The following is a 16,629-nucleotide window of genomic DNA, read 5'->3' on the forward strand; positions in this document are numbered from 1 at the left end:
TGCCCCCAGCTGCAGTATGGTTTATGTTCTTGAGCATCTCAAGGTTACCGCCGCCGACGGAAATTCCGAAGAATCGGCAGGCATCCGGAAGCGCCCTCTGTATGCGTAGCCCGATAAAGTCGGCCTACTTTATAAAGAAACGCGTTTCACGGCAAAATCCCTTCGCCAACTTCTATCATTTCTTTCCGTCAGCAAAAGGCTCCTCTCCTCGAAGTACGCACGAACTTCACCTTTGGATGAGAAATTCCCGCCAGTGGGTGCATCCGCATCCTCGCGACAAAAATTTATTTCCTTTTGTAATCCATTTCATGCCGTCATTGCCAACTCCGCTCACAGCATTTTTCGCTTTCCTGCTGCGGAGTTGCCCAGAAAAATCCGAAATGCGCCGGAAACTTCCCAGGCGGACCAGAGCATTTTTACTGACGGCATGAGGTCGCCGAGGCCACACCTCGAGCACCCGGCACTCACTTCCTCCATCACCCTCTACCATCACCGACGCAGACAGCTTCTGCTCCGCTCCTTAGAGCCTGTTATGAACTTTCGCGCGAGCGGCGTTGCCGGGGAAAATCGGCCCAGACGAGGCGGAGGCCGAAGGCATAGGCTATTCCTAGGCGAGGCCGACAACGAAGTATGGGCCGATTTTCCCCGCAACCCTTCAGGGCTGGGGCCAATTTTCCCGACCTCTTCGTCGCTCGCTGCTCGGATATAGCCCGATATCCGTCGCAACTCGCTCCTCGATCTCGTAAAAATTGGCGCCCAGCGCCGCCGTGGGAAAGTCCATAACAGGCTCTTAGCCAGCATTGCAGGCAGCCGGAAGCATGAGAAGTGAGCGGCAAACACACGTCAGGCCAGGCAAAGGCCTTGGACTGCGGGGAAATCATCTACGCGTGGTGACGATGCCTTTCGCGCTCGCGGGCACGGGCCGGATGCGCACGGCGTGCCTTTTCCCGTGCCGGCGCGGTGCCGGCGGCTGGAGCGGCCTTCGGAGTCGGAGGCTCGGGCGGTCCAATCTTCTTCACCAGCGCTCCTTCGAGACGGAACGATTCGGTATCGAGATGCGCAGGCTTCGCAGCCCCCGTCGCAGGATCGATAGGAATGTCCGCATCGGCCGAGCTCTGGAAGGTAAAGACCGGCTCCTGCTGATTCTCGAAGGTACCGCTTGAGATCTTCACAGGAAGATAGCCCTGCAGGTTCCGGTCCCGGAATGCCGTCTCATAGCGATGCTTCTTCGTATTCCAGGTGAAGACACGCACCTGGTCGAAGTCATAAGGCAGCCCATCCTTCCAGGAGTTCAGCACAGTGACGTATTCCGGAGCCTGATGATCGGGAAAGCTGGAATCCGGGTCGTAGACCTTGCGCAGCAGGTATGCGCCCACATAGCGCTGTCCCTCGGAAAGGCCTGAAATCTCGTCCGGAATATCCACGTCGAGCATGCGCGACCAGATCCAGCCAGTCTCTCCCTGCGCATCACGAACCAGCCACCAGTCCTGAAGAATTGGCCCCGCAGGTTGAGCCTGCTCGGTCGTCTGTTTTCCGTCTTTGGATTTTGCGCCGGGCTTCGCGGGAGCGACAGGTACCGGAAGAGCCTGCGGCGGCATCGGCTTCGGCACCGAGGCGCGAACCAGCAACTGCAGCTTGGTGTTTTCCGGCAGCAGGTAGAAATGGTCCGCCTGCCGGCCCGGAGTCACGTGCACATAAGAGTCATCGCGCAGCACACCGGTGGCGATCACCGCATCCTGCGTATGCTGCTTGTCGAGCGCCGCAAATTGGTCATACACCTTTTGATCGATGACCATGTGGCCGTCAATCCAGCCGATCTCGCCCTTGGTGTCCTTCACCTTATAAAAGCGCCGCGCATGATCGAGCACCAGCAGCTTTTCGCCGTTGCTCACCTCACCGACGCGATTCGAGACGGCGGCGAGGCGATCGCGCAGAAAGGTGCGCTTGGCCGAGACGTAGACATACTCCTGCGCCGGCTTGGGTGAGAAGCGGGCGCAGCCGGCAACCAGCAGCGTGGCGAACACGGGCAGGAGGCCCAGGGCAGCAGATGCGGAAGACCGCGCAAAACGGCGCGGTCGAAGCCGCGAGCCAGAAACAGACGACATTGCTTTTACTCTAACGAGAGAGACCTTCGCTGTGAGCAGTCTGCGCAGATTTTTCGGCGCTTTGCAACGCGGGGAACCTGATACGAAAACCCACAGCCCGATAACTTCTGATGCAATACCCCGGCACTGAGACTATGCCGGGAACGAGTAGAAAACTATTTGGCAGAGACTACAGCCAGCGCGCCGGTAGGATCGGTACCCGTCGTGGCTGTGGCCAGACTGGTCAGAGCGCCGGTTCCGCTGCCGATGGTAAAGACCTGCAGGTCGGGTGAGCCGCCGGAATTGGCGACAGCGAGATAGGCATCGGTCTGATCTTCAACAAGGCTCGCTGGGTTAGTGCCTGTGGTAAACGGAGAGCCGCTGATCTTGCTGAGCGCCCCCGTACTGCTGGTCAGGGTAAAAGCGCTGATCGTGCCGTCCGTACGGTTGGCCACATAGACGTAGCTGCCGGTCGAATCCACCAGCACGGCGACTGGTCCGAGTCCGGTCGCATAGGGCGAACCGGAAATCTCCGTCAGTCCCCCGTTCGAGGCAATCGACAACACACGAACGCCGTTCAGGCCCGTCTCGGTGACAAACAGATACTTGCTCTCGGGATCGACGGCGAGGCCATAATCGGCATTGTTTGTGCTCTTCGGCTTGAGGATCAGGTTGCTTTTCCCGAGCGCGCCCGTCGAGGCATTGAAGGTCAGGATGTCCACCCCGCCGGTGCCCAGCGAGACATAGGCCAGCGTTCCGGCCGGGGTGAAGGTGATGGCGTTCGGACTCCCGGAGTCGAGAGCGATATTGCCCGCCGAGGTAAGCAGGCCGGTGGAGGTGTTGATCGAAAACAGGTAGGCCGTGGGCGTGAGATCGACGGCAACCAGCCACTTGCCGGTAGGATCGATGGCGATCGCATTGGGGCTGATCTGCGAAACCACGGCGCTGCCGCTGTTCAACAGCGAAAGCGCGCCGCCGGTGCCGACGGAATAGCCATAAATCGCACCGGCAAGGCTGGCGACGTAGGTAAAGGCGCCATTTGGCGTCGCTGCAATCGAGCTGGGCGCAACACCGAGGGAATAGGGCGAGTTCGAGGTCACGGCGAGGCCGCTGGAGCTGAGCGAAAACCCTGCCACTGAACCCGTCGTCGCATTCGCTACATAAAGGTAATTGCCGGTGCCGCTGCTGCCACTGCTCCCCGACGATTCCGACACAAAGAACTTACCGCAGCCGGCCATCAGCAGCAGGACGACCAACAGAACCGGAGCACCGAAGCGCTCACACCGGGATCGGAGACTGGGAGACATTGTATGCACGCACACCTTTCGACGCAGAGACGCAGCAAAGAGTCGCAGCGCTCACACAGGACACCGGTTAGACCTGTTTTCTGCCTCCTCAGTTAACACCGCTTTGCTTGGCTTTGTCTCGCCCCGGGCAGCGAAGTGCGCGGATGGGCGGCCGATACCGGATTTCCGCGGATGAAATGCACCGAAACGGGCTTGCATCGCCGGCCCATAAAAAAACAGGCCTGCCGAAGCAGGCCTGATGACTCAACCCATCATGCAGCGTTAGACGGCAGCTGTTTCCGCTGCGACTACACGCTCGGTATCGAGGACGGTGCCGATCGCGTGCAGGATCGAGGCAATGCGAACGATGGTAAGGATCTGCTCCTCACCGATTCCCTTTTCGCGGACGACCTTCTCATGCGAATCGACGCACTTGCCGCAGCCGTTGATGGCCGAAACCGCCAGCGCCCAGAGTTCGAAGTCGACATGCTCGACGCCATGCGTGCGCAGCGCGTTCATACGCAGCTTGGCGGGCAGGGTCGCGTACTTCTCGTTCGAGGTGAGGTGCAGGAAGCGGTAGTAGATATTGTTCATGCCCATCACCGCGGCAGCCGACTTGGCAGCCTCGAGCGCCTGGGCGGAAAGATGCTTGGCCGCTTCTTCGAGAGCCGCCGCGGTCAACGCGTCGTTACGGGTGGCAATGGCCGAAACAACGACCGTACCCCAGAGCTGCTGCGGGGTGAGCTCGGTGTTCTGGCGGATGAGCGAGGAGTAGTTCAGCTTGAGGTCCTTGGCGTAGGACGGCAGCGCATCAATCAGGGTATCGATAGCCATGGTGCGGTTCCTTTCTTCTTATGGGCATGTAATCGCGATCGCGCCGAAACGGCAGCGGCACCGCGGATTTACGCCTGAGAGCAGGAAGGCGGCGCCTATTGAGCGCCGCCCCTGCGGTCTGAGTTGTGAGTTTCCAGTCCTCAGTTGCCAGTCTTCAGTCCCCACTTGCGAGTCCCCAGTCCTCGGGAACTGACAACTGGCAACTGACAACTTTGTGCCCGGTTGTGCGCTTACGCGTTGAGGGTGGCTTCGCCCTTCTGCCAGTTGCAGGGGCAGAGCTCGTCGGTCTGGAGGGCGTCGAGTACGCGGAGGACTTCCTGGGGGTTGCGGCCCACCGAGAGGTCGGTGACGTAGACGAAGCGGATGATGTTCTCCGGATCGACGATGAAGGTGGCGCGCTGGGCAACGCCGGCGTTCAGGTCGAGGATGCCGAGCTGCTCGCAGAGATCACGCTTGATGTCGGAGAGCATGGGGAAGGGCAGGTCCTTCAGATCGGCATGGTTGTTGCGCCACGCGAGGTGCACGAACTCGGAGTCGGTGCTGCCACCCAGGACCTGGGCATCGCGATCGGCGAATTCGTTGTTGATCTTGCCGAAGGCTGCAATCTCGGTCGGACAGACGAAGGTGAAGTCCTTGGGCCAGAAGAAGTAGACCTTCCACTTGCCGGGATAGCTCTGCTCGGTGATGGTCTCGAAGGCCTTGGCCTGGTCGGTGCTGACGGTGGCCGTCATGTTGAAAGAGGGGAACTTCTCGCCAACTGTAAGCATGGATGACTCCTTTAAAAAGTTAGGGACAGAGGTATAAAAGTCTGGCTAGAGACAGCTGTATCGACTGCCTGTTTCGAGACAGAAAAGGGACGGATAAAAAATCGAACTTATTGTGGAGTGGGCTGCTGGCACTCGGCACAGAGGCCAAGCACATCCACGGCGTAACGCTGCACCAGGAAACCATCCGGCAGATGGCCTTCGGCAGGCGCCAGGCCCAGCTCTTCCGCATCGATATCGCGGATCGCCTTGCACTGGATGCAGACGAGATGATGATGCGGACGGGAGTTAGTCTCCACCCGAAGCGTGCCATGGTGCAGGCTCACCTCGCGGAAGACGCCGCTCTCAATAAACAGATGGATGGTCTTGTAGACCGTGGCCAGCGAGATAGAAGGGATGCGGCTGCGGACGCGGCCGTAAACCTCCTCGGGGCTCGGATGACCGTGCATGGCACACAGCTCTTCGTACACCACCTGCCGCTGGTGAGTCACGGCGATACCCGCCTCCTCACACAAGGACCGGAAGCAGAAGTTCAGAAGCTCGCTGGTATCAGAGGTTGCCATCGCTAAAATCTATTAAATAATAACTACTATTATCCGTCAAGAATTATTGGAGTTGGCGATAGCAGAGTATTTGTAATTACAAAAACAGCATTACAATCAAAGCATGCCGCTTCGGATCGAGTGGGATGAAAGCAAGAACCGGTCCAACCAGCGCAAGCACGGTTTGAGCTTTGAAGAGGCCAGCCAGGTTTTTCATGATCCCATGCAGGTCTCTATCCAAGACCGGATCGAGAACGGGGAGCGGCGTTGGCAAACCTTCGGAATGGTGCGGGGCATCCTGCTGGTGATGGCCGCGCACACGGTTCGGGACGATCCGGAGGCTGAGATGGTGATCCGGATCATCTCCGCAAGACGCGCTACGCGGCAGGAGAGACGCTTCTATGAAAACGAAAATGGTTAGCTACACACTGGAGACGCTACCTCCACTCACTCAGGCGCAGGAAACCAGCCTGAAGGCCCTGGCTGCGCGTCCCGAGAGCGAAATCGACCTCAGCGATATTCCGGAGTTAAGCGAAGAGCAGTGGAAGCATGCCAGGCGTGGCGCGTTCTACCGTCCCGTGAAGCGCCAGATCACAGCCCGCATCGACGCCGACGTGCTTGAATGGCTGAAGGCTCAGGGCAAGGGGTATCAGTCCCGTATCAATGCCATCCTACGCCGGGAAATGTTGGCAGCTTCTGGCCAACGGTCCTGACGACAGCGACTGCTTCGCTCTGGGGAATATCGACATATAGCTGTATTGGAATAGCAGGGGTTAGTCCAATGCTGTCATTCCCGACCGATGCGAGCCAAAAGCGAGCGCAGTGGAGGGATGACAATGTGCCTAATGGCTACAGGTGGATATCGCCTAGAACTAGTTCGGCCGCTCGGGCTTCGTATCCCGTGCCTTTTTGGGGCGGAAGCGGTCGTCGATGGGCTGGCGGCCTCGGAAGCCGGCGTCCAGGGTGTGCCAGAAGTCGATCCTGGCCTCTCCCATGCGCCAGCAGAGCAACACGATTTCTCCGTCCACTTCGCAGGGAAAGTCGAGCAGCCCGGTATCGAGGTCCTTTATCTGCACGCCGATGGCATCGATCTCCTCGAGCGCATCCTTAGCCTGCTGGACATGTGTTTCCATCTGCGCCCGGTCCCGTCCGACTTTTGCGACATCGACCCGCATGCCTCCGGAGAACATGATGCGGCGGGTCAGCGCCTGCAATCGCTCTTCGAGCGAGTTGGCCTGACGGCGGCTTTCCGTCGCGCGGCGCAGGAGCGATTCGACAACCGGCAGCAGGGATTGGGCTTCTTCTAAGGTGAAGGTCTTCATTCTTCTACTTCGTAATTCCGGTTTAGATGGACTACCATCGGGGTTCGTGCCCGGCTGGCCATTGTGTTCGTGCCCAACCCACCCATGACGAAAAGCTGTCATGGGCGGGGCATCCGGGTTTCTACTTACGCTTTGACTTCGAGCATGCGGGCCAGGGCGACTCGCGCCCAGTGCTTCACATCCTCGCGCACCTTGATGTGATTGACTACGCGGCCTTCGAGAAGGTTCTCGAGGGTCCAGGCCAGGTGCTGCGGGCTAATGCGGTACATCGTAGTGCAGAGGCAGCCGGTGTCGTCGAGGGTGATGATCTTCTTGCCCTTGGGGGCGAACTCCTTGGCCAGCCGGTTCACCAGGTGGATCTCCGTGCCGATGGCGAACATGGAGCCCTCCGGCGCCTGGGATACGAGCTGGATGAGCCGCTCGGTCGAGCCAAGCGTGTCAGCCTTCTGGCAGACCTCCCAGCGGCACTCCGGGTGCACGATGACCTGGATGCCGGGGTATTTCGCCCGGACCTGATCGACGTGCTGGGGCAGGAAGCGCTGATGCACGGAGCAGTGGCCCTTCCAGAGAATGACCTTGGCGGCCTTGAGCCGATCGGGCGTAATGCCGCCATTGATCTGGTACGGATCGTAGACCACCATCTCGCTCATGGGGATGCCCATGGCGAAAGCGGTGTTCCGGCCGAGGTGCTGATCGGGCAGGAAGAGAATCTTCTCGGCGCGGGCAAAGGCCCACTCGAAAGCTCCGCGAGCATTGGAAGAGGTGCAGACCAGGCCACCGCGTTCGCCACAGAAGGCCTTGATGGCGGCGGTCGAATTCATGTAGGTCAGGGGCAGGATCGAGCCTTCCCCGCTTTCGGCGCCCAGACCGGCGCGGCGGAGCGAATCCCAGCAGTCTTCGACCTGGCTGATCTCGGCCATATCGGCCATGGAACAGCCGGCGTTGAGGTCGGGCAGAATGACCTGCTGCCCGGCGCGGCCTTCGGCAGCATCGCGGCCGAGCACGTCAGCGCTCTCCGCCATGAAGTGCACGCCGCAGAAGACCAGGTAATCGGCGCTGGTTTCCGAGGCAATCTTCGAGAGCTTGTAGGAGTCGCCGGTATAGTCGGCGAAGCGGATGACTTCGTCGCGCTGGTAATGATGGCCCAGGATGATGGTAGAGGCGCCCAGTTTCTTGCGGGCAGCGGCGATCCGCTCGTCCATGCTGTGATCAGGCAGCTGGAGATAGTTCTCGAGCGAGCAGCTTTCGGACTCCGCAGCAGGAGACAGCTCCGCCTGCGGGTCGACGACAGGAACTTCCAATTCGAGTACGCTCAATGCAATTTCCGCCTTCAGTCCATCGGCAGCGGTGACCGCCGGGGACGGGGATGTTGAAAGCTCTCGGCCTAACAATCAGGTCGACTTCTATGGCGCGGCAGTCGATTCGCTGTGGCCAAAGCCACCCAATCGACGGGGATGTTGCCGTCCTCTTCCTTGGATGTGCCAGCCTGTGATTCGGTCGCAGCGTGGGGTGCGCGACATCATCGGCAAGGCCTTCCAATACAATCAGTTTAATACACCCGTAACCACGGTTGCGGCCCCGGAATACCGGTTTTCGCATGCACGCCGCCGATGCAGTTTGCACATTTGTGAGGCAGCTGGGCCACGGGTATCATGAGTTCCAATGCACTTCGCCGATTCCATTGTCATTTTTGTGCTGGCGCTGATCCTCTTCGGGCCCAAGAAGTTGCCCGAGATAGGCCGGCAGATCGGCAAGCTGCTGGTCGAGTTCCGCCGCGCCTCGAACGAGTTCAAAGCACAGATCGACGAAGAGCTGCGTACGATGGAGCAGCAGGAACGCCAGAAAAAGCTCGAAGAAGCTGCCAGCCAGAACACACCGGCGCCTGAACTCCCGGCGTCCACCGGCCCCGCCATCCTGCCGCCTTCAACCGGAACTCCGGTAGCAACCAGTGATCCGTTCGGCGCAGTGATGTCCACCGAGATGCCGCCCATTGCGGCGCCGCAGCCGGTGGACGATACCTTCCCTTCAACTCCTCATCACTCTGCCGGCACATCCGAGCCCGGAAACAGTCCTATTCCCGAAAGCCCGGCGGAAGCCGGAAGCGCGCAGGCATCAGCCCAACATGGATGACATTCTCGACCGGGCCCGGACAGCGGTAAGCGAACGCGCTGAACTGCCGGGCATGAGCCTTATCGAGCACCTGGAAGAGCTGCGCAGGCGGCTGATCCATGCGGTGATCTACCTGGTAGTGGGCTTTTTCGTGGCCTACGGCTTCCACGAAAAGATCTACCGCCTGATGCAGGCGCCCATCACCTTTGCGCTGAAGAAGCACAACCTGCCGCCGCAGCTGGTGATCCACAACCCGGTGGACGGCTTCAACATGTACCTGAAGATCAGCTTCATGGCCGGGTGCATCTTTGCGGCCCCGTTCATTCTGTACCAGGCATGGCTGTTCATCTCGCCGGGGTTGTACAAGAACGAAAAAAAGTACGTAATGCCCTTCATGCTGGCCACGGTCACGCTGTTCATGGGCGGCGCCTATTTCGGCTACCGGTGGGTTTTTCCCGGATCGCTGGACTTTCTCTTCGCTTACAGCCATGACTTTCGTCCGTTGATCGAAGTCAGCGAGTACACCGATCTCTTTCTGACCGTCATTCTCGGGCTGGGCATCGCGTTTGAGCTGCCGATCTTCGTTCTGTTCCTTTCGCTGTTCGGCATCGTGAGCCCGAAGTTTCTCTGGAAGAACATCAAGTTTGCCGTGCTGGTGGTCTTCATCATCGCGGCCATCATCACCCCCACGCCCGATCCGCTGACGATGTGCGTCTTTGCGCTGCCGCTGCTGGCGCTGTACGTGTTAAGCATCGGCGTGTCCTTCCTGGTGCATCCCGCCACGAGGCGCAAACGTAAAGAGCTCCAGGAGTCGAAAGGATGAAGATGCGTTCGATGACAGCAGTCCTCGGGCTGGTTCTGGCCGCAGGCGCGATGACCGCCCAGGCGCAGGACATCTTTAACGGAGCGAAGGCGCTTGATTACACGCGCCAGTTCGTTGCCATCGGGCCTCGCTGGAACGGCAGCCCCGGTCATGCGAAGGCCGAGGCTTTCCTCAAAAAGCAGTTTGCGCATGACCAGCTCGAGGAAGACACCTTCACGGCGAACACCGCCGTCGGGCCGCAGCTGATGCACAACTTCATCGTGCGCTTCCCCGGCAAAAAGAAGGGTGTGATCGTTCTCGCCACTCATTACGAGACGAACTATCCGCTGCGCAACATCAATTTCGTCGGCGCGAATGACGGCGGCGCAACGACAGGGCTGCTGATCGAGCTGGCGAATTATCTCCGCGGCCACGAGCAGGACGGATACAGCGTGTGGCTGGTCTTCTTCGACGGCGAAGAGGCCGTGAAGAGCTGGTCGGACTCCGACTCGCTCTATGGCAGCAAGCATCTGGCGGATAAATGGAAGGCCGACGGTACGCTGCCGCAGATCAAGGCGTTTCTGCTTGCCGACATGATCGGCGACAAGGATCTCGATATCTGCCGCGACCACAACTCCACGCAGTGGGTGCTGGATGTCGTCGAAAAAGCCGCGGAACACTTCGGCTACCAGTCGTACTTCTTCCAGCAGGAGAGCATGATCGAGGACGATCATCTGCCCTTCGTGCGCAAAGGCGTGCCGGTAGCAGATGTCATCGATCTTGACTACGGCTATAACAACTCGTACCACCACACAGCGGAAGACACGATGGACAAGCTGAGCGCGAAGAGCCTGACGATCTCCGGCGATGTGTTTCTCGAAACCATTCATCTTTTAGATCAGCGATGACCGCCAGCGCGCATGTCTTTGCAGGAGCGACTCCGGTCTTCTGGATCGCGTTCCACGCCATCGTGGCTGTGCTGCTGATTGTGGACCTTGCTTTCCTGCAGCGCAGCAAACATGTCTCGATCCGCGCGGCCTGGGGCTGGACGGTTGTACTGGCAGCCATGGCCTTCTGCTTCGCACTCTTTCTTTCGCGGACCCAGGGCAGAGAGCCGGCGCTCGAATTTCTTTCCGGCTACCTGGTTGAAGGCTCACTGAGCGTCGACAATCTCTTCGTCTTTCTGCTGATGTTCCGCTCGCTGAAGCTGGATGTCGATCAGCAGCGGCGCGTGCTGCTATGGGGAGTGCTGGGCGCCATCGTGATGCGGGCGCTGTTCATCGCGGTAGGCACTTCGCTGCTGCATCGCTTCGCATGGGTGGAGTATGTCTTCGGCGCGTTCCTGATTTATGCGGCCATCCGGCTGCTGAAGCATAAAGAAGAAGACGAAGGGCCATCCGGACCGATGCGCTGGCTGCAGCAGTGCTGCCTGCAGAATGTGAATGGCAAGCCTGCAATGTCTGCGTTTCTACTGATCGTGCTGGCGGTTGAAGCGACAGACCTGATCTTCGCGCTCGACTCAATTCCAGCGGTGCTTGCCATTACGCGCAACACCTTCATCGTCTATACGTCGAACATCTTCGCCATCCTCGGCCTGCGCTCGCTGTATTTCGCGCTCTCCAGCGCGCTCGACAAGCTGCGCCTGCTGCACTACGGTCTCGCGCTGATCCTGGCTTTCGTCGGCGTGAAGATGCTTATCAGCAAATGGGTCGATGTGCCGGTGACCTGGTCGCTGGGCTTCATCCTGCTGGTGCTGGCGATCTTCTCCATCGCCAGCCGTCTCACCGCGAAGCCTGCGTAGCTACTTTCGCAGACTGCGTGGAAGCTACAATCTCTGCAGATTGCAAGGTGCTGCCCGCTATCACGGTGTGGGTGCGGAAATGCGCGTCGTCACGCTTCGGGAAATCACTGCGGAAGTGCGCTCCGCGGCTTTCTTCGCGGGCGAGCGCCGAGCGGACGATGAGCGTGGCTACCGCATGAAGGCTGGCCAGCTCGATCGACTCGCGGCCGGATTGCGTCTCTGCCGAAACGGGGTTGGCTTCGAGATAGCTGCGCATCGACTCCAGTCCGGCACGATCGCGCAAGAGGCCGGCATCGCGCCACATGCGCTGCTGCAGCTCCTGCCGCTGTGCGGCGATACCTGAAACTGCAATTTGGGGATGCGCAGCAGTTGCCGGATTCGCCGTGGATTTCAACGGCAGCTCCTCACGCATCGCCTCGCCTGCGCGAGCTCCGAAGACGAGCCCCTCGAGCAGTGAATTGCTGGCCAGGCGATTTGCGCCATGCACTCCAGTGCAGGCCGCTTCGCCTGCGGCATAAAGACGCGGCAGGCTCGTCCGCCCATCGAGATCAGTACGGATGCCACCCATCAGATAGTGAGCCGCAGGCCGGATGGGGATGAGATCCTGCGCAAGACTGAATCCATGCCGCGCGAGAAACGCGGATATCCCCGGAAAACGCTGCACAAGATCGAGGCCGGGATGCAGATCGCGGACGTGCCGCATGTCGAGATAGACTGGCAACTGCGCTGCGGTATCGCCTTCTTTGGGAAAGCCTTCGCGGGTGATGGCACGGGCCACGACATCGCGCGGCGCGAGCTCGAGCAGCGGATGATAACGCTCCATGAAGCGCTCGCCTGCTGCGTTGCGCAGATATGCGCCTTCGCCGCGCAGAGCTTCCGAGAGCAGAAAGCGCGGCACACCGGGCAGCGAGAGTGCCGTGGGATGAAACTGATAGAACTCCATGTCGGCGATCTCGGCGCCGGCCCGCCACGCCAACGCGATGCCGTCCCCGGTGGCGACCGATGGATTTGTCGTATCGCTGTAGACCTGTCCGGCTCCGCCGCTGGCGAGCAACACGGCGCGCACCTGCATGGCGCTGACGCGGCCTTCGGCATCGATGATTCGCGCTCCGATGACTTCTCCATCCGCAATGAGCAGCTCTGCGAGTGTGGTAAAGCCGCGCAGCGTAATGCGATCATGCTGCCGCGCGCGCTCCAGCAGCGAGCGGCCGATCTCCGCGCCGGTGGCATCGCCGTTGGCATGCAGGATGCGGTTGCGGCTGTGCGCGCCCTCGCGGGTGAGCATCAGCTCGCCGTTCTCGCGATCGAAGCCGGTACCCCAGTCGAGCAATTCGTGCACGCGGAGCGGCCCTTCTTCAACCAGCACCCGCGCGGCTTCGCGATCGACCAGGCCATCGCCGGCATTGAGGGTGTCTTCGAGATGCAGCGCCACGTCCTCGTCGCCGCTGAGCGCGACGGCGATGCCGCCCTGCGCGTAATGGGTGTTCGACTCGCCCAGGGCCTCTTTGGTCACAACGAGCACGCGGCCCACTTCGGCCAGTCCCAGGGCAGCACGCAGCCCGGCAATGCCCGAACCAACGACGAGAAAATCAAAATCTGTAGCAACCACCATCACGATTACGCCTACTGTCAGCTTAATAGAGTCAACCGCGCAACTTCCTTAGACGCGGCAGGCTCGGCAAAAGGTTCGCGGCTTCGATACGATGGGGATATTGTGCGTACGATCGCTGTCCAAACCGCCTCTGCCTCCTACCCGGTGTTTGTGGGTTCAGGCCTGCTGAAGACTGTCCCTGAGAAGCTGCGTAAGCAGTTCGGGAAAGAACGCCAACGCGTCTTCGTGCTCACCTCACCGGAAATCTGGTCTCTCTGGGGCGAGACGCTTGCCGCCGGTTTCGACGAGAAGCCTTCCGTACTGTTTCTGCCGCCGGGTGAGACGTATAAGCGGATGGCGCAGATCGAGCGCCTGGCCACAGAGATGGTCGATGCCGGCGCCGACCGCTCTTCCCTGCTCATCGCCTTCGGCGGCGGCATCATCGGCGACATGGGCGGCTTTCTCGCGGCGATTTATATGCGCGGGATTCCTTATGTGCAGATTCCGACGACGCTGCTGGCCCAGGTGGACTCGTCCGTAGGCGGCAAGACAGGCTCGAATCTCGCCACGGGTAAGAACCTGATCGGCAGCTTCCATCATCCGCAGGCCGTCTTCGCCGACGTGAGCACGCTGAAGACGCTGCCTGCCCGCGAGCTGCGCGCCGGACTCTTCGAGAGTGTGAAGGCCGGTATCATCCGCGATGCGGCGCTCTTCCGTTATCTCGAAAAACAGAGCGACCTGGTTCTCAGCGGCGATGAGATTGCGCTACAAAAGGTGATTGCCGCATCGGTGGCCATGAAGGCCGAGGTCGTCGGCATCGACGAACGTGAGAGCGGCTTGCGCATGATCCTCAACTTCGGTCACACGGTGGGCCATGCCATCGAGGCCGCTACGGGATATAAAAAGCTGCTGCACGGCGAAGCCGTGGGCTGGGGCATGCTGGCCGCGCTTGAGCTGAGCCGCCGCCGCGGTGTCATTGCGGAGAAAGAAGCAGCACGCATAGAAGCCGTGATCCGCGCCTATGGACCGCTGCCGCCGTTCCGCGCAAAAGTGGACGCGCTGATGGATGCGGCCGGACGCGACAAGAAGAACAAGGCCGGTGTGCGGCGCTTTATCCTGACGGAAGGCGTGGGCCAGTCCATCGTCGTCGAAGATGTGACCGATGCGGAGCTCGAAAGCATCATCGCGTGGACGCTTGCCGAGGCAAAGCGATGAGCCCTTCGGCCAGCGGCGCAAGGCCAGCAGGCGCGACCGACGAGGTGAGCTCGGCTGCAGGCGTGCAGCAGATGTTCAACCAGATTGCGCCACGCTACGATTTGCTGAATCACGTGCTCTCCTGCAACGTGGACCGCTGGTGGTGGTGGCGTACCGCGCGTCGTTTCGATGGTGTGCTGAAGCGTTCCGATGCGGCAGTGCTCGATATCTGCTGCGGTACCGGCGACATGACACTGGCGCTCTTGAAGCGCCGTCCCCAGGGCTCGCGCCCGGTGCTGGCCGCCGACTTTTCGCATGGCATGCTGGCGCGCGGTGCGGAGAAATTTGCGAAGTTCAATACCGGCAACGGCGGCGCGGTTGCGATTGAAGCCGATGCGCTACACCTTCCTATCGCCTCCGGCTCACTCGACCTCATCACCTCGGCCTTCGGGTTTCGGAATCTGGCCAATTACGAGGCAGGCTTGCGCGAGTTCTTCCGCACGCTCGCTCCAGGCGGACAGCTCGGCATCCTTGACTTCAGCGAGCCCGGCGGTCCGCTCGGCAAGCTCTATGCGTTTTACTTCCGGCGCATCCTGCCGGCGATCGGCGCCAGGCTGAGCGGCATGGGAAGCGCATACGCCTATCTTCCCTCTTCTGTGGCCAATTTCCCACCGCCGGAGGAGATGCTGGCGCTCATGCGGAAGGTCGGTTTTACCGATGTTTCCTGGACTCCCTATACCTTCGGCATCGCGGGACTTTACCGCGCGGTGAAACGGTAGCAGCTATGCAGCAGGCCGTGTAGGCTGGAGGTTGCATGAGCTCCGCGACGCCACAGAATTCGTCTTTCGCCACCTCCGCATCGGCGGCAACAGCGTCTTCCGAGAAGCGCGCTGCGGCGGCACTATCGATCACTGCGGCAGTAGGCATTACCGCGCTGAAGCTCGCCGTGGGCCTGATGACCGGCTCGCTCGGCATGCTCTCGGATGCAGCGCACTCGGGTATCGATCTCTTCGGTGCAGCACTCACGCTTTTCTCTGTACGCGTGGCGGACAAACCTGCGGACGAGAATCATCCCTACGGTCATGGCAAGGTCGAAAACCTCTCGGGCTTCGTCGAGACTGTGCTCATGCTGTCCTCGAGCGTGTGGATCACCGCGGAGGCGCTGCTGCGCATCTTCGCGCATCCGGCTCCGGTGCGGCACAGCGTGTGGCCGTTCGCTGTCCTGCTGCTCTCGATCACAGTGGACTACTCCCGCTCCCGCAAGCTGAATGCCGTCGCCGAGCAGTACCACAGCGATGCGCTGGCGGCCAATGCCCTGCACTTCGCATCGGATATCTGGTCGAGCATCGCAGTGCTCCTCGGACTTGGAGCATCATGGGTCGGCGCCTCGCAGTTCGGCCAGCGTTCGGGGCTGAGCTGGCTTGAATATGCAGATCCGATCGCGGCCATTGTCGTCTCGGGATTCATCCTTTATTTCGGACTCGGCCTTGCGCGCAAAACCATTGGCGCACTGACCGATTCCATCCCCAGCGAAATGCACAGGCAGGTTCTTGCAGAGCTTGCAAAGATCGACGGCGTGCTCAGTGTCGACCAGGCACGCATGCGGCGTGCGGGCGGTATGTACTTTGCCGATGTGACGCTTTCACTCTCACGGCAGATGACCTTTCAGAGCTCCGAAGACGTGGTGGAGAAGGCGACCGCCGCAGTGCAGCGCGTGCTTCCCGAGGCCGACGTCGTGATCCGCGCCGTGCCTCGCTCGACGATAGCTGAGAGCATCTTCGACAAGGTGCGCGGCGTCGCATCGCGCAACAACGTCATGCTGCACGATATCAGCGTGCAGTCGTTTGAAGACGGCCTGCATGTAGAACAACATGTCGAGCTGGATGAGGCCATGCCGCTGCGTCGAGCACACGACTTTGTACGCATGCTCGAAGACGAGATTCGCCGCGAGCTGCCGCAGGTTTCCGATGTGCTCACCCATATCGAGAGCGAGCCGGCCACCATCGAAACGGCAGAGGCCATCGAACGGGATCGCGGCATCGAGGGACATCTGCGCCGCACGGCATCCACCATGCCCGACATCCTCGACATCCACCAGGTTACGGTGCGCCGCGTAAATGACCGGCTGCAGCTGGCGTGCCACTGCACGCTGCCTGACGAGATGCCGATGGCGCGCGTGCATGAGGTTATCACCACGCTGGAAGACAAGTTGAAGCTAGGCTGTCCCGAGGTCTACCGGGTGCTCATTCATCCGGAACCTGCGACAGACAACCATCATCATTAAGAGATAAGAAGGAGAA

Annotated in this window: 17 protein-coding genes; 9 read left to right on the forward strand and 8 right to left on the reverse strand. The window is 60.4% G+C overall.

The genetic code is table 11. From position 1 onward, the window contains the following. Nucleotides 1-881: 881 nt before the first annotated feature. The 5 genes from ESZ00_RS13165 to ESZ00_RS13185 all read right to left on the reverse strand — a co-directional run bounded on the left by ESZ00_RS13165 (nucleotide 882) and on the right by ESZ00_RS13185 (nucleotide 5,531). On the reverse strand, nucleotides 882-2,105 hold the full coding sequence (locus ESZ00_RS13165) for an SH3 domain-containing protein (RefSeq protein WP_129208714.1): 1,224 nt from the start codon (nucleotides 2,103-2,105) through the stop codon (nucleotides 882-884). Between the two features lie 155 nt (nucleotides 2,106-2,260). Further along, the gene (locus ESZ00_RS13170) at nucleotides 2,261-3,340 is read right to left on the reverse strand and encodes a lactonase family protein (RefSeq protein ID WP_164981505.1); all 1,080 of its coding nucleotides are present in this window, start codon (nucleotides 3,338-3,340) and stop codon (nucleotides 2,261-2,263) included. Between the two features lie 312 nt (nucleotides 3,341-3,652). Then, a complete protein-coding gene (gene ahpD / locus ESZ00_RS13175; protein WP_129208716.1) occupies nucleotides 3,653-4,204 on the reverse strand; it encodes an alkylhydroperoxidase, AhpD family in 552 nt (183 codons plus the stop codon). 230 nt (nucleotides 4,205-4,434) lie between these two features. After that, nucleotides 4,435-4,971: a peroxiredoxin gene (locus tag ESZ00_RS13180; RefSeq protein ID WP_129208717.1), complete on the reverse strand. Its 537-nt coding sequence runs from the start codon at nucleotides 4,969-4,971 to the stop codon at nucleotides 4,435-4,437. A 107-nt stretch (nucleotides 4,972-5,078) separates the two neighbouring features. Beyond that, nucleotides 5,079-5,531, reverse strand: a complete 453-nt coding sequence (locus ESZ00_RS13185; protein WP_129208718.1) for a Fur family transcriptional regulator — start codon at nucleotides 5,529-5,531, stop codon at nucleotides 5,079-5,081. Nucleotides 5,532-5,634: 103 nt separating this feature from the next. Between ESZ00_RS13185 and ESZ00_RS13190 the strand changes: the two genes are divergently transcribed. Both ESZ00_RS13190 and ESZ00_RS13195 read left to right on the forward strand, forming a co-directional pair. Further along, on the forward strand, nucleotides 5,635-5,931 hold the full coding sequence (locus ESZ00_RS13190) for a BrnT family toxin (RefSeq protein WP_129208719.1): 297 nt from the start codon (nucleotides 5,635-5,637) through the stop codon (nucleotides 5,929-5,931). Then, complete coding sequence (locus ESZ00_RS13195) at nucleotides 5,912-6,223, forward strand: BrnA antitoxin family protein (protein ID WP_129208720.1); 312 nt, start codon at nucleotides 5,912-5,914, stop codon at nucleotides 6,221-6,223. The genes ESZ00_RS13190 and ESZ00_RS13195 overlap by 20 nt, the downstream gene beginning before the upstream one ends. Before the next feature lie 159 nt (nucleotides 6,224-6,382). Here ESZ00_RS13195 and ESZ00_RS13200 read toward each other — a convergent pair whose 3' ends face one another. Then, nucleotides 6,383-6,832 (reverse strand): DUF2203 domain-containing protein, encoded by a 450-nt coding sequence (locus ESZ00_RS13200; RefSeq protein ID WP_129208721.1) that lies wholly within the window; start codon nucleotides 6,830-6,832, stop codon nucleotides 6,383-6,385. Nucleotides 6,833-6,957: 125 nt separating this feature from the next. After that, on the reverse strand, nucleotides 6,958-8,148 hold the full coding sequence (gene nadA, locus ESZ00_RS13205; RefSeq protein WP_229741252.1) for a quinolinate synthase NadA: 1,191 nt from the start codon (nucleotides 8,146-8,148) through the stop codon (nucleotides 6,958-6,960). A gap of 346 nt (nucleotides 8,149-8,494) precedes the next feature. Here nadA and ESZ00_RS20495 point away from each other — a divergent pair, with 346 nt between their 5' ends. The 4 genes from ESZ00_RS20495 to ESZ00_RS13225 are packed head-to-tail and all read left to right on the forward strand — an operon-like array spanning nucleotide 8,495 to nucleotide 11,544. Then, complete coding sequence (locus ESZ00_RS20495; RefSeq protein WP_129208722.1) at nucleotides 8,495-8,962, forward strand: Sec-independent protein translocase subunit TatA/TatB; 468 nt, start codon at nucleotides 8,495-8,497, stop codon at nucleotides 8,960-8,962. Next, nucleotides 8,955-9,764, forward strand: a complete 810-nt coding sequence (gene tatC / locus ESZ00_RS13215) for a twin-arginine translocase subunit TatC (RefSeq protein WP_129208723.1) — start codon at nucleotides 8,955-8,957, stop codon at nucleotides 9,762-9,764. Before ESZ00_RS20495 ends, tatC begins: the two co-directional genes overlap by 8 nt. Beyond that, the gene (locus ESZ00_RS13220) at nucleotides 9,761-10,651 is read left to right on the forward strand and encodes a M28 family peptidase (protein WP_229741254.1); all 891 of its coding nucleotides are present in this window, start codon (nucleotides 9,761-9,763) and stop codon (nucleotides 10,649-10,651) included. The genes tatC and ESZ00_RS13220 overlap by 4 nt, the downstream gene beginning before the upstream one ends. Further along, entirely contained in the window at nucleotides 10,648-11,544 is an 897-nt protein-coding gene (locus ESZ00_RS13225) for a TerC/Alx family metal homeostasis membrane protein (protein WP_129208724.1), read from the forward strand. Before ESZ00_RS13220 ends, ESZ00_RS13225 begins: the two co-directional genes overlap by 4 nt. On the opposite strand, the gene nadB is transcribed toward ESZ00_RS13225, so the two are convergent. Next, entirely contained in the window at nucleotides 11,525-13,156 is a 1,632-nt protein-coding gene (gene nadB, locus ESZ00_RS13230; RefSeq protein ID WP_129208725.1) for an L-aspartate oxidase, read from the reverse strand. The genes ESZ00_RS13225 and nadB overlap by 20 nt on opposite strands. A gap of 102 nt (nucleotides 13,157-13,258) precedes the next feature. On the opposite strand from nadB, the gene aroB reads away from it, so the two are divergent. Genes aroB through ESZ00_RS13245 form a run of 3 tightly spaced genes read left to right on the forward strand, consistent with a single transcriptional unit; the run spans nucleotide 13,259 to nucleotide 16,613 of the window. After that, nucleotides 13,259-14,350, forward strand: a complete 1,092-nt coding sequence (gene aroB / locus ESZ00_RS13235; RefSeq protein WP_129208726.1) for a 3-dehydroquinate synthase — start codon at nucleotides 13,259-13,261, stop codon at nucleotides 14,348-14,350. Continuing rightward, nucleotides 14,347-15,108, forward strand: coding sequence for a ubiquinone/menaquinone biosynthesis methyltransferase (locus ESZ00_RS13240; RefSeq protein WP_129208727.1), 762 nt, complete (start codon nucleotides 14,347-14,349; stop codon nucleotides 15,106-15,108). Before aroB ends, ESZ00_RS13240 begins: the two co-directional genes overlap by 4 nt. A 35-nt stretch (nucleotides 15,109-15,143) precedes the next feature. Continuing rightward, nucleotides 15,144-16,613 (forward strand): cation diffusion facilitator family transporter, encoded by a 1,470-nt coding sequence (locus ESZ00_RS13245; protein ID WP_129208728.1) that lies wholly within the window; start codon nucleotides 15,144-15,146, stop codon nucleotides 16,611-16,613. Nucleotides 16,614-16,629 lie beyond the last annotated feature (16 nt).

Origin of the sequence: Silvibacterium dinghuense, assembly GCF_004123295.1 — a bacterium.
Lineage (GTDB): Bacteria > Acidobacteriota > Terriglobia > Terriglobales > Acidobacteriaceae > Silvibacterium > Silvibacterium dinghuense.